11 protein-coding genes are annotated in these 13,565 nt (G+C 44.8%); 10 read left to right on the top strand and 1 reads right to left on the bottom strand.

Features of this window, described 5'->3' with window-relative positions; translation table 11 throughout:
- Window position 1 precedes the first annotated feature (1 nt).
- Window positions 2–1,123: a PAS domain-containing sensor histidine kinase gene (locus FRZ54_RS07105; protein WP_147030936.1), complete on the bottom strand. Its 1,122-nt coding sequence runs from the start codon at window positions 1,121–1,123 to the stop codon at window positions 2–4.
- Window positions 1,124–1,706: 583 nt separating this feature from the next.
- Between FRZ54_RS07105 and FRZ54_RS07110 the strand changes: the two genes are divergently transcribed.
- From FRZ54_RS07110 to FRZ54_RS07155, 10 genes are all read left to right on the top strand, one after another.
- Window positions 1,707–3,275 (top strand): hypothetical protein, encoded by a 1,569-nt coding sequence (locus tag FRZ54_RS07110; protein ID WP_317131604.1) that lies wholly within the window; start codon window positions 1,707–1,709, stop codon window positions 3,273–3,275.
- A 138-nt stretch (window positions 3,276–3,413) separates the two neighbouring features.
- Window positions 3,414–4,778: an oxygen-independent coproporphyrinogen III oxidase gene (gene hemN, locus FRZ54_RS07115; RefSeq protein WP_147030938.1), complete on the top strand. Its 1,365-nt coding sequence runs from the start codon at window positions 3,414–3,416 to the stop codon at window positions 4,776–4,778.
- Window positions 4,779–5,002: 224 nt separating this feature from the next.
- On the top strand, window positions 5,003–5,827 hold the full coding sequence (locus FRZ54_RS07120) for a DUF2249 domain-containing protein (RefSeq protein ID WP_147030939.1): 825 nt from the start codon (window positions 5,003–5,005) through the stop codon (window positions 5,825–5,827).
- Complete coding sequence (locus FRZ54_RS07125) at window positions 5,824–7,110, top strand: cytochrome C oxidase subunit I (RefSeq protein ID WP_147030940.1); 1,287 nt, start codon at window positions 5,824–5,826, stop codon at window positions 7,108–7,110. The genes FRZ54_RS07120 and FRZ54_RS07125 overlap by 4 nt, the downstream gene beginning before the upstream one ends.
- Window positions 7,097–7,429, top strand: a complete 333-nt coding sequence (locus tag FRZ54_RS07130) for a metal-sulfur cluster assembly factor (RefSeq protein ID WP_147030941.1) — start codon at window positions 7,097–7,099, stop codon at window positions 7,427–7,429. The genes FRZ54_RS07125 and FRZ54_RS07130 overlap by 14 nt, the downstream gene beginning before the upstream one ends.
- On the top strand, window positions 7,429–8,628 hold the full coding sequence (locus tag FRZ54_RS07135; protein ID WP_147030942.1) for a hypothetical protein: 1,200 nt from the start codon (window positions 7,429–7,431) through the stop codon (window positions 8,626–8,628). The genes FRZ54_RS07130 and FRZ54_RS07135 overlap by 1 nt, the downstream gene beginning before the upstream one ends.
- Window positions 8,629–8,749: 121 nt before the next feature.
- The gene (locus tag FRZ54_RS07140; RefSeq protein WP_147030943.1) at window positions 8,750–11,302 is read left to right on the top strand and encodes an adenosylcobalamin-dependent ribonucleoside-diphosphate reductase; all 2,553 of its coding nucleotides are present in this window, start codon (window positions 8,750–8,752) and stop codon (window positions 11,300–11,302) included.
- Window positions 11,303–11,449: 147 nt separating this feature from the next.
- Window positions 11,450–12,403, top strand: coding sequence for an iron-sulfur cluster repair di-iron protein (ric, locus tag FRZ54_RS07145; protein WP_147030944.1), 954 nt, complete (start codon window positions 11,450–11,452; stop codon window positions 12,401–12,403).
- A gap of 44 nt (window positions 12,404–12,447) precedes the next feature.
- Entirely contained in the window at window positions 12,448–12,876 is a 429-nt protein-coding gene (locus FRZ54_RS07150) for an RrF2 family transcriptional regulator (protein WP_147030945.1), read from the top strand.
- Between the two features lie 182 nt (window positions 12,877–13,058).
- Window positions 13,059–13,553 carry a c-type cytochrome gene (locus FRZ54_RS07155; RefSeq protein ID WP_147030946.1) on the top strand — a complete coding sequence of 165 codons (495 nt, stop codon included), beginning with the start codon at window positions 13,059–13,061 and terminating at the stop codon, window positions 13,551–13,553.
- Window positions 13,554–13,565 lie beyond the last annotated feature (12 nt).

A 13,565-nucleotide genomic window follows, 5' to 3' on the forward strand; every position in this document is an offset into this window, starting at 1 on the left:
CTTAAAGTGTAATTACAAATTGAGTTCCCTTGTGTACTTCACTGTTGTATCGAATGGTACCGTTCATTAATTCGACATATTTGCTGACAATATACAGGCCTAAACCGGTGCCTCCTATATTTGTTACATTTGGAGCCCTGTAAAACCGTTCGAACATATGTTTGCGGTATTCGGGCGGGATACCGATCCCATAATCTTTTATTGAAATCGATAGCCGGCTGTTGTGCCATTCCGTCCTGACCTCCACGGGCGAATTGTCGATAGAGAATTTGATAGCATTGGATAAAAGGTTTACAATAATTTGTTTCAACAAAAGAGGATCTAATACAACTGATTTCTTACCGGCATGCCGATAGAAAATATCCTGCCCGGTTTTCTGATCCGCCTTTATTTCTTTGATAATCATGCCGATAAATTCTTTTATGTCCAGTTTTTCCGGATTAACAACTACTACGCCGCTTTCTATTTTCTCAACGGAAAGAAAGTCGCTCAAGATGTCCGTAATTAAATTTACAGACGACACGATCCTGCTAATATGCTTATCCCTGTTAGGCTGGGCATCAACCGCAGTGTATTTTTTTATTAACTTGGCTGACAGCAGGACATTGCTCAATGGTGTCCGGAACTCATGGGAAGCCATGGTTAGAAACCGGGATTTCAAATCGCCAAGTTCCCTTTCTTTTTCCAACGATTGTTTTAACTCGTTCTCAATCAATTTTAAATGGGAAATATTTCTAAAAATTACGCCTGCGTATATAATAGATCCGCCTTCCTCTTTCAATGGGAAAGCATCCATTACGTATAGGTTACTTTTTATCGGGTAAGGAAGCTCAAACTCCAATATGTTGTTCCCCAGAAAAACTTTATCTAATTGCCCCCTGATTACATTTCTGACTTCTTCTGGAAATTTCGGATATATTTCATGACCAATTAATTCGCTTGGAACGACATTCATACGTTTATGCAATTCTCCTCCGGTGAATATGAAATTGTAATTTCGGTCAATTATACTTATTGCGCCATCCGGATAGTTGTGCAATAATTGAAGAAACAGTTGGCGAACGTTTGATACGTCTCTTTCAGTCTGTCCTTTTTCAGTTTGCGATTCTTCTTGTATTTGCATCTGCCGATGGGTAATGGGTTAACTCAGTTGCCTGTTTTAAGATCAGCCATGCCTTAATGATACTCCAGGCATTTTTTAAAACTCAAAACTTTCGGCAAATTAGCTATTGTTATCAGCCTGATTATTGACAATGATCAGCGCAGTAAGTGATATGTATCACTTCGCACTTCGAAATCTTCTGGCAAAATTTAATTGCCATCGGCAGGTCAGATTTACCAGAAAATTGGGAAATAGTAAAAAAATGTAACTCAACTAAATAAAAAAGGATAAATTTGTCCTTTATTATTAACGCAACTAAATGCCGCTAAACCCGCCCTTGTGCGTTAAAAGTATTTTTTTATAACTTAACTTAATTTCCATGAATCACACCTTCCATATACCAGTTCTCGGCTTAGCATTTTCGATTGATACACCGCTGAAGGTAGCCCGGTACGGGATTTCATCGGTAGTTTCTATTGTCGATGACATCCTGATCGAAAGGATGCGGAAATTCCACGCGGAAAGAAATGGGGAAGCATTCATTCCGATCAGTCAGAAAGAACCCGATTTTCGTGCCAGGCGGATCTCTGCGTATCTGAACCTGATGGAAAAAATAGTTGACAGCCAGTTCACATCTTTAAAACAGGAACCTTTTGAACCCGGCAGCGATATAACCCGTTATTTTGAGCTGTTACCTGAAACGGCTGCTTTAAAAGTGGCATATAATCAAATGCTGCAGGTCCGGGATGAAACAAGAAAGTTAAAAAAGCAAAATGAGCTGCGCAGGGCCATACAGAAAGGAGCTATTAATGTAAATATTATGTCCAAAGTGGATAAGCTGAATTTAAACGAAGATGGAGCTCCTTTAGGTGATCAATTCAGTGATGCTTTGTCTGCTTTGCGGGGCTTTGCCCAAAGTAACCTGCAATCATCTTTAATACTTTCAGCGGGAATGAATCCCCGCTTGTACAGTTATCTGGAAACTTTTGAAGATTTTTTTCCGGATAGTGATCGACAAATCAAAAAGAACGTTATTTTAAAAGTAAGTGACTTCCGCTCGGCATTCATTCAAGCTAAATTCCTGGCAAAAAAAGGAATTTGGGTATCAGAGTTCAGAATTGAATCCGGACTAAACTGCGGCGGTCATGCTTTTGCTACTGAAGGATATTTATTAGGCCCGATTCTTGAAGAATTTAAACAAAAGCGCGAGGAGATGATTCAGGAACTCTTTCAACTCTACCAGTCGGGGCTTGAAACGAAGGGATTGTCAATCATTAATAAGCCTGCGATGAGGATCAGCGTCCAGGGCGGAATTGGCACCGGAAAAGAAAATAGTTTTCTTTTAAATCATTATGGAATGGATGCGACAGGTTGGGGGAGCCCTTTTCTGTTGGTTCCCGAAGCGACAAATGTAGATGAAGAAACATTGCAGAATTTAGTCAGTGCAAAAGAAGAAGAGTTCTATCTTAGTAACGCTTCGCCACTGGGGATTCCTTTTAACAATTTTCGAAACTCTTCCTCGGAGAAATTGCGTTTAGACCGCATAGCAAAAGGCAGGCCCGGTTCTCCCTGTAAAAAGAAATATCTTGTTTCTAATACTGAGTTTACCTCGGCGCCCATCTGTACCGCTTCGCGCGAATACCAGAAAAAGAAGATCGACCAGATAAAGTCCTATAACCTCGGGGAAGCGGATTACCAGGCCCGTTTTGACGAAATAACGGAGAAGGCCTGCCTTTGTGAAGGCCTGGCAACTTCTGTATATCAAAAAAACAACATGCTGCAAGCCAAAGAAAATAAGGCAGTCGCTATTTGCCCCGGACCCAATACTGCATACTTTTCGGACATCTTTTCTTTGGACGAACTGGTAAAACACATCTATGGCAAATTTAACCTGCTTTCCGGGATAGAACGGCCGAATATGTTTATCAATGAGTTAAACTTGTATATAGACTATCTTAAAAAGGATGTTGAAAATCATTTTAAAGATTTAAGTGATAAAAAGGCTAAATACCTTTCAAAGTTTAAAGATCAGCTGCAAAACGGTATCGCGTATTATAAAGAACTCATACCCCGGATCAGTGATCAGACCGAAACATACCTTAATAAAATGTATGAGCAATTAGCTGAGGCAGAGTTTAAATTGCAGCTACTTAATATAGGTGAGGCTATTTAATCCGGTTGTTCCTGATGTGATGAGACATCTGTGGAAATGCGTTACCGAAAGAAGAAAAATGATGATTGATGTCCTTATGGATGGCGGGAGTTGGGTTTGCTTTATAAAGCACAAAATATTTTGAATTAAACATAGGCTATGAATAAGACCACTCTGGATTTACTGCACAAATACGATGTGCCATCACCCAGGTATACGAGTTACCCTACCGTTCCCTACTGGGATTTTTCAACAATAGATGAAGCAAAGTGGAAACATTCGGTGGTTGACACATTTACAGCTGAAAATGGGGAAATGTGTGTGTATGTTCACCTACCCTTTTGTGAGAATCTGTGTACATTTTGCGCCTGCAACAAACGGATCACAAAAAATCACCAGGTTGAAGACCCATACATTACCGCTGTTCTTAAAGAGTGGCGTATGTATCGTGCTTTATTTTCAACGATCCCGGTAATAAAGGAAATCCACCTCGGAGGCGGGACGCCTACTTTTTTTAGTGCGGATAACCTGGTGCAACTTATTAATGGCATTACCGCTGACGCTATTATAAAAGAAAACCACGAATTCAGCGTAGAAGTACATCCTAATTATACCACCGAAGAACACCTTTCAAGACTTGCGGAAGTTGGCTTCAACCGGATCAGTTTGGGTATCCAGGATTTTGACCCTAAGGTTCAGTTTGCAATAAATAGGATTCAGAGCTTTGAAAAAACAAAAGAAGTCGTTGACTGGGCGAGGAAATACAACTACAATAGTATAAACGTTGATTTGATTTATGGCCTTCCTCATCAGACGATAAAAAGTATAGAACTTTCTGTCTCGCTCGTTAAGACGCTTGAACCAGATCGGATCGCATTCTATTCTTATGCCCACGTCCCGTGGAAAAGTAAAGGGCAAAGACACTATACGGAGGAAGATCTGCCGGTAGCTTCAGAAAAATGGGCAATGTACAACCGGGGAAGGGCGTTACTGGAGGATGCCGGATTTGAAAGTATAGGAATGGATCACTTCGCATTGTTGAGTGACACGCTTTTTGTTGCTGCCAAAAATGGGAACATGCATCGAAATTTTATGGGTTATACGACAACGAAATCAAAACTTATAGTTGGTCTCGGGGTCTCAAGCATCAGTGATTCCTGGGACGCATTCGCACAAAACGAAAAAGTAGTGGAAGCCTACGAAGAAAAAATCAGCCAGGGAAAATTCCCTTTGGTAAACGGTCATTTACTGAATAGAGAGGATGCTGTTATCCGAAAAAATATACTTGAATTGATGTGTGAAGATAAGACCATTCTGGATAGTGAACTGCTGGAGCCTGATTTTGTCAAAAGCGCTCTTTTACAGCTGCAGGAATTGGAATCGGACGGTCTCGTTACGGTAGATGAGACAAACATACGCGTTACCTCAAAAGGCAGATCTTTTATCCGGAATATTTGTGTTGCCATTGATGCCCGGCTATGGCGGGAGCAAAAAAATGTCAACACCTTTAGTAAAGCCATATAAACTAAAGATTCGTCCGCAAGCCGACTCGAAAACCAGGAATTTAATACTGCTTATCCATAATAGGATAGCTATCCTTGTTTAATAAATTACCGGTACGGGTGATGCGTCTTAGTTGAAACAGATAATTACAAATCAATCATTCCCGGGTGTGGTTATTGCGCAAACAATCATCATATAACATGATTTATATCATATTTTAAACCCACGGACATGTGCATTTTTACATGATGGAACTTACAATTAACCCGCAAACAAAAATCGGCCGACTGCTCGAAGTTGACCGTGACCTGGTGATCAGGACGCTCGTCGGTTTGAATAAAAAATTTTCAAAACTCAAAAATCCGTTACTACGAAGTTTATTGGTCAAAAGGGTTAGCATCGCTGACGCCTGCAAAATATCAAAAACCGAGCTCACTGATTTTATGCGGAGCATGAAGCAGATCGGGTTCAAGGTAACTGGTGACAATCCCGTTGAAAATAATATAGCTACCCTAAATGCTCCTTTCCGGGAGCCCTTGGATTATTTCGAACTTGATGTCCGCCCTATGTTGGCCCGGGACAAAGATCCCTTAAAAGAAATATTAGCCTGTATTAAACAACTCGAAGACGGTCAGGGACTAAAACTGATCAATACTTTCGAACCGTTGCCGTTGATCCATTTGCTCGCAGACAAAGGGTTTTCCTTCCGTGTGGAACAACCGGAGCCAAACCTGATCGTAACTTATTTTAGCAAAGCGGGATCTACTCCGGACGAAACGGCAACCATTCCCTTAACCGCCCCGGCCGTTGATAATGACCAGTTCGACCGGCTGTTGAAAAAATTTGACGAACACCGCATTATTTTTCTTGATGTGCGCCAACTGGAAATGCCAAAACCCATGCTGGCCATCCTGGAGCAAACACCGAACCTGGTTGCCGGGAGTGCCCTGTATGTGTATCACAAAAAGATACCGGTATACCTGCTTCCGGAGTTAGAAAAGCAGGGGTTATCCTACGTCTTTAAAAAGATCGGCCCTACGGATGTCAACATGCTGATCTATAAAAAATGAGCGGGATCAAACAGAACCCCGGCCTTTATAAAATCGTGGTAACCCATTATGTGGTTGCCGCCATTTGTTTCTTGGTTCTTTCTGTAATGATGTTATTTTCGGTGAAAGCTTTTACCGGGCATTATTTCCATCCGCAGATCCTCGCGATCACGCATATGGCCGCGCTCGGCTGGGGAACAATGATCATCCTGGGCGCATCTTACCAGTTAATACCTGTTGTGCTGGAAACGGATCTGTATAGCGAAAAATTGGCCTGGATAAGTTTCGCGCTCTTCTTACCGGGGCTGATAGCACTTGTCTATTCATTCTGGGTATTTGTGCCGGGTATTCATATGCAATGCGGGGCTATTTTATTGCTTTTGGCCGTCCTCTTATTTACGGTAAATGTCTACCTGACCGCCAAAAAGAAGAAGCAGGAGACCATCCAGGAGGATTTTATCTTCAGCGCCTGTATCTGTCTTTGCCTGACCGTCGCCTTAGGAGCGGCGCTGGTCTTTAATTTTACCCTGGCTATATTTCCCCAGGATCAGCTGCATTTCCTGAAATTGCATGCGCACATGGGGCTGATCGGCTGGTTCCTGCTGATGCTGATCGGCGTGAGTTCCAAACTGGTACCCATGTTCCTGGTCTCGTCCTATCAAAGCACCAAATTGCTCACCTACAGTTATTACCTGATCGTAGGCGCGTTGCTGTACTTCCTGGTAGATTCCTATCTCTTTGGCCTCAGCCTTCGCACTTATCTGATATTTACCATAGGTGGCGCCGGGATAGCCTGCTATTTTATCTTCCTGTTAAAATGCCTGCGGTCGCGGTTAAGAAAGCATATCGACCTGCCAATGCTGAACAGTTTCCTCTCTTTCATCCTGTTAAAAATTGCGACGCTGACCGTTCCGTTCATTATCTACTTCCACCTTAAAAACAATCCGGTGACCATCCGCTTTTCGATGATCTATGGCGAATTCATGCTGATGGGCTGGATCACCGCGTTAATATTGGGGCAAACCTTTAAGACAATGCCTTTTATTGTTTGGGTTAAACGGTACGAACACCTGACGGGCAAATTCAAAACCCCGATGCCCGCAGACCTGTTCGCGGATAACCTGCTAAAGGCACAAACCGTTTCGTATTTGATCTTTTGCTTAACCTTTATGCCGGGCTGTTACCTGCTGTTCCTGCCGCTGATCTACGTCGGGATAGCGGCGCTGATGGTTACAGCTATGCTGTACCTGTCCAACATCTTTATTGTACTATTTCATAAAACAGTAACTTATGGCAAGCTTTGATATTACCGACCCCAATTCCTTTTTAAAAGAACAAATGACGGAAACACTGCGCCTGGTGATGGATCCGGAACTGCACATTAACATCATCGACCTCGGGCTGGTTTACGGTATAGAAATAGAGGCTCCGGAAAAACGGGTCACGGTTGAAATAACCTTGTCCTCTTCGTATTGCCCGATGGGTGAAAGTATTGTATCTGCAGTAAAAAATTGCATCGAGGGCCATTATGAAGGTTATGAGGCCACGGTCAACCTGGTTTGGGAGCCGGTCTGGTCTTATGATTGTATTACGGATCAAGGTAAACGATTATTAGGCCTGTGATGAAATGGTATCAAAGCCTGAATTATCCCCGGTGGGCGATCATTAATTTCATTGTGCTGAGTATTTTCGGTGTGGTACTTCGTTATATGCAGCTTTACGATGTCCCCAAGCTTGACTACCAGTTCATCCTGCACGCCCACTCACACTTTGCTTTTTCAGGCTGGATGTTTCTCACTATCGCGTTTTTGATCGCCTCGTTAGGTACCGGCGATAAATTAAGCAACAATTTCAAACGGGTACTTTTGCTAACGCTTGTCAGCGCCTACGGTATGCTGGCCAGCTTTTCCTGGCAGGGCTATAAACCGGTTTCCATCGGTTTTTCAACTCTTTTTGTATTGGTGACTTTTTGCTTTACCTACCTCGTGTTCCATGGAAACTTGCTTAAAAAACGTGTGAATGAACCAGCATATATCCTGCTCAAGGGAAGCCTGGTCTTATTATGCCTTTCGGCCCTGGGGCCATTCGCCTTAGGCCCGCTGGCTGCATCTGGGCTAAAAAACACACCGTACTACCAGGACGCAATTTACTTTTACCTGCATTTCCAAATGAACGGGTTTATGTTACCGGCAGTTTTAGGACTATTGGCTGCTGCCTTACCGGTTAAGCCGGTAGGACGACGATCAAGGCTGTGGTTATATCTTTTTGTCTTTTCCGCGATACCACTGTATTTTATTTTTATGCTATGGAGTCGCCCTGGTAACGGTATCCTAATATTGGCTTTTTCCGGTGCCGCGCTAAACCTGGTCAGCTGGCTGGCACTGTGTTTTAGTTTTAGAAGTCAATCGCGCGATTTGTCTTTTATAGAACGCGCGGCCGTCATAGGCCTGACTTTCAAATGCGTTTTTCAACTCCTGGTGTGTATTCCTGCCGTTGGCGACTGGACCTTCCTCAACCGTAACCTGATTATAGGTTATATCCACCTGCTCACGCTTGGTATCATCATGCCTTTACTTATCGGACAGCTGGCGCGTAAAGGGTTCATAAAAACAGGACGAAGAACAATCACGTTGAGCTATACCTATGTCGGACTGACCGTAGCCTATTTGGCTTTGCTATTCATCCAGCCTTTGCTGGCCCTTTTTGATGTTGCTATTCCCTTTTATCAGCAGCTGTTGCTGTGGCTGTGCCTGCTGTTCCTCGGTTTTGGGGCAGGACTCCTGACGACGGCCACAAAAATGAATAATAATAAGCAATTATGACCGGCATCACTTTTTGGCTGGCAAATAAAGATACATTTGTCTTTTATTAATAACCGGGCTGCTCTCATGTTTTTACACCGCCAGCGTCAGTCCAACCATCATTTTAACACCAGTTATCAATATGAACGTCGCCGAAAAAAAAAGAAACGCAACCATTTACACCGCTGAAGAAGCCTACCAGCAATCACTTGAATATTTTAAAGGTGATGAGCTCGCAGCCCGGGTTTGGGTTAATAAATATGCGTTGAAAGATTCCGCCAGCAATATTTACGAAGCGACACCGGATGACATGCACCATCGTATCGCGAACGAGTTAGCAAGGATAGAACAGCGCTATCCGAGTCCATTATCGGTGGATGAGATATTTGAGCTGATCCGTGACTTTACATATATCATCCCGCAGGGCAGCCCTATGACGGGTATCGGCAACCCTTACCAGGTGGCTTCACTTTCTAATTGCTTTGTGATCGGGAACGATGGCAATGCCGATTCGTATGGCGGGATCTTCAAGATAGACCAGGAGCAGGTACAGCTCATGAAGAGGCGGGGCGGCGTAGGCCATGACCTGTCACATATTCGTCCGAAGGGCTCCCCGGTCAAAAATTCTGCACTCACCTCCACGGGGATCGTGCCTTTTATGGAACGCTTTTCTAACTCCACCCGCGAGGTTGCCCAGGATGGGCGGCGCGGCGCACTGATGCTTTCGGTAGCCATCAGGCACCCCGACGCGGAAGATTTTATAGACGCTAAAATGGAACAGGGTAAAGTAACCGGGGCCAATGTATCCGTACGGATCGATGATGCTTTTATGGAAGCTGTGGAATCCGGATCGGACTACCGGCAGCAATACCCGGTGGATAGCAGTACGCCAACTCATGAAACACTAATCGACCCGGGACGGCTGTGGCAGAAGATCGTTCATAATGCCTGGCGCTCGGCAGAGCCCGGCGTCTTATTCTGGGATACGATCATCCGGGAGTCGTTACCCGACTGTTATGCCGATCTCGGCTATAAAACCGTTTCAACCAATCCCTGCGGCGAGATTCCCTTATGCCCTTATGACTCCTGCCGTTTACTGGCCGTAAACCTGTTCAGTTATGTAGATCACCCGTTTACCGGCGCGGCGGCTTTTAACTGGGACCTGTTTAAAAAACACATTCATGCCGCTCAGCGTATTATGGACGATATCATAGACCTGGAACTGGAAAAAATTGACGCGATCCTCGAAAAGATTGCCGCGGACCCGGAAGACGCGGAATTGAAGCGGACCGAAACGAATTTGTGGCAGCATATCCGGAACAAAGCCAAAGAAGGCCGGAGAACCGGTATCGGAATCACCGCCGAAGGTGATATGCTGGCTGCCCTGGGCCTGCGCTACGGCAGCGACGAGGGGACGGCTTTCGCCGTGCAGGTGCACCGTACCCTGGCATTGGAGGCTTACCGGGCCTCGGTTAATGCCGCCAAAGAAAGGGGGGCCTTCGCCCTGTTTGATGCAGAAAGGGAGCAGCAGAACCCTTTTGTATTGCGACTCGCGGCCACAGACCCGCAGCTGTTTTATGAAATGCAGGAACACGGCAGGCGAAACATGGCTTTGCTTACTATCGCACCTACGGGAACGACCAGCCTGATGTCGCAAACCAGCTCGGGGATCGAACCGGTATTTATGCCGGTTTATAAACGCCGGCGAAAGGTGAATCCGGGTGATCAGGATGCACGTGTAGATTTTGTGGACGACCTGGGGGACTCCTGGGAAGAATACGTGGTGTTCCACCACCGGTTTAAGCAATGGATGACCGTAAACGGCCATGACCTTAATAAGAATTATTCGCAGCAGGATCTGGATGAACTGGTGGCGTTATCGCCCTATTATAAAGCTACCGCCAACGATGTTGATTACCTTAAAAAAGTGGAGATGCAGGGGCAGATCCAGCAATGGGTGGATCACTCCATCAGTGTTACCATTAATATGCCTGCGGAGGTGACCGAAGAGGTGGTAGGGCAACTCTATATGGCGGCCTGGAAAGCCGGCTGTAAGGGTGTCACCGTATATCGTGACGGTTCGCGCTCGGGTGTCCTGATCGCCAATACAGGAGATAAAACAGAAAATACTGCCGGCGGAGAAACGGTATTTCCGGTAGACAGGCCGCCTGTGCTGGATGCCGAGATCGTCCGCTTCCAAAATAACAAGGACAAATGGATCGCGTTCATCGGGTTAGTTGACCATAAACCCTATGAAATATTTACAGGCCTGGCTGACGATGAAGATGGCATCCTGATCCCGCGGTGGGTCAACGATGGCCTGATCATCAAGAACAAAGACGGCGACGGCATTTCCCGTTATGATTTTCAGTACCAGAACCGCTACGGCCACAAAACCACCATCGAGGGGCTTTCCTACAAGTTCAACCCGGAATACTGGAATTATGCCAAGCTGATCTCCGGAACCTTGCGCCATGGTATGCCGATAGAAAAGGTGGTTGACCTGATCGGCAGCCTGCAGCTCGACGAGGCCATCAATACCTGGAAGAACGGTGTCGCCCGGGCGTTAAAAAAATATATACCGGACGGCACCCAGGTAAAAAAGCAGGTTTGCCAGAACTGTAACTCGACCAACCTCCAATACCAGGAAGGCTGCCTGAACTGTAAGGACTGCGGTTCCTCCAAATGCGGATGAGCCAACCTTGATATATCCTTAACGCGGCCCTTCGCAAGCGGCTTTTTTTATGTATTCTTCCCGGTTTCTGAGGATTAATGACGAACATCACTTTTTTAATAAATAATAAAAGATACATTTGTCTTTTATTATTTAACAATTTAAAAAATGGAAGTATTAGACATTCTGGACGTAACCGTGATCGAACCGCGGTTTAAACATCCAAAGATCTTTGACAAGTTCGATTCGCTGTTAGCCGGCGAGGCCTTTATTATTCACAATGACCATGATCCTAAACCGTTGTATTATCAGCTGCTGGCTGAAAGGGGACAGGTATTTCTTTGGGATTATCTGGAAAGCGGGCCGGAAGTATGGCAGGTAAAGATTGCCAAAAAGACCGAAGCGGAAAACACCGAGACCATTGGTGAGATTGTAGCCAAAGATTACCGCAAAGCGCAGGTCTTTAAAAACCTGGGTATCGACTTTTGTTGCGGCGGTAAAAAGACCATCGCTGAAGTTTGCGAGAAAAAAGGGATTGACCCTGAAGAAGTGGAGCGCCAGCTCGAAGCCATCAAGGGTGAAGCAAACACGAACAGTGAAAATGATTTTCAAAACTGGGACCTGGGTTTTCTGAGTGACTATGTGATCAATACCCACCACCGCTATGTACGTGAGAATACCCAGTTTATCCTGGAGATCGCCCAAAAAGTAGCACGGGTGCACGGTGAAAGACATCCGGAACTGATCAAAGTGGCGGAATTATTCGAACGGATCGGAAACGACCTGACCCTGCATATGGTCAAAGAAGAACAAATACTGTTCCCTTTTATCAAAGAACTGGCCCAGGTTTATAATTCCGGGGGCATGCTCCCTTCTGCTGACTTCGGCAAGATCTCCGTACCGATACAGATCATGGACGCTGAACATGAGCAGGTAGGCGGCGATTTCGAAACGATACGGACAATTACTTCAAATTACCAGTTGCCTGCGGATGCCTGTAGTTCTTATACCATCCTGTTCAAAAAACTGGAAGAATATGAAAACGACCTGCACCGTCACGTACACCTGGAAAGCAATATCCTGTTCCCTAAAGCCATTCAGCTCGAAAAGGAATTATCTTAAAGGACGATTATATATTTAGGTTTGTAAAATCAACAGCACAAAAAATGATACTATCCAAATCATGTGAATACGCCATCCGGGCGACGGTTTATGTCGCCCTGAAAAGCAGGAAGAATGAAAAGACAGGGATCATCGAGGTTGCTGAAGCAATCGGCTCGCCTATGCATTTTACAGGCAAGATATTGCAAACGCTGGTCCGCAAGAAGATCCTTTCATCCGCGAAGGGGCCGACCGGAGGATTTTATGTTGAAAACGGGCAGGACCTCTTCCTGATCGATATTGTCAGGGCCATCGATGGCAACGGCCTGTTCTCTGCCTGTGTACTTGGCCTGAATAAGTGCTCGGAAACACAGCCCTGCCCGATGCACGAACAGGTCAAACCGATCCGGGATCAGTTAATGGCCGAGTTCAGCAAGAAGCCTGTTACCGAACTGGTGGAAGAGTTTCTGCAGCATAAATACTTTTTGAAATAAAAATTTTAACACAATAAAGGACATTAATATCTTTTATTAATATGATTTATCATAAATAAAACGAACATAAAACAAGTTAAAATATCGTATAATATGATTTAAATCACATTATACAATGTCGGGCATCATGTTGACCCTCCTTATTTACAGCTAGTTTTATCAAAAATTAAAACACAAGAAAAATGAAAAATTTAAAAACCTTATTGATTGCGACGCTCGTGTCAGGTTTAACCTTTTTATATGCCTGCGGTCCGTCAAACGGGGGCTCCGATTCAGAGAACACTTCAACGGCTGCGCCAGCAGCAACAGCAAGCGCCGATATTGACCCCGCTGCGAAAAGTGACAGCAAAGGTATCGGCCGGTTCACCGATGTGAAACTGGATGCTATCGACCCCGCGATGGCGGATAAGGGCATGGTTGTTTTCAATGCCAAATGTGGCGCTTGTCACAAAGTGACCGATCAAAAAGTAGTTGGGCCCGGCCTGAAGGATGTTACCAAAAGGCGTACACCTGAATGGATCATGAACCAGATCACCAACCCGGTAGAAATGGAAGCGAAAGATCCGGTTGGCCAGGCGTTGTTAGCGAAACACCTAACCCAGATGACCTTCCAGAATGTAACGGATGAGGAAACCCGCCAGATCCTGGAATACTTTAGAAAAAATGACAGCAAATAATATTTAAACCTT

The organism is Mucilaginibacter ginsenosidivorans, from assembly GCF_007971025.1.
Classification (GTDB): Bacteria; Bacteroidota; Bacteroidia; order Sphingobacteriales; family Sphingobacteriaceae; genus Mucilaginibacter; species Mucilaginibacter ginsenosidivorans.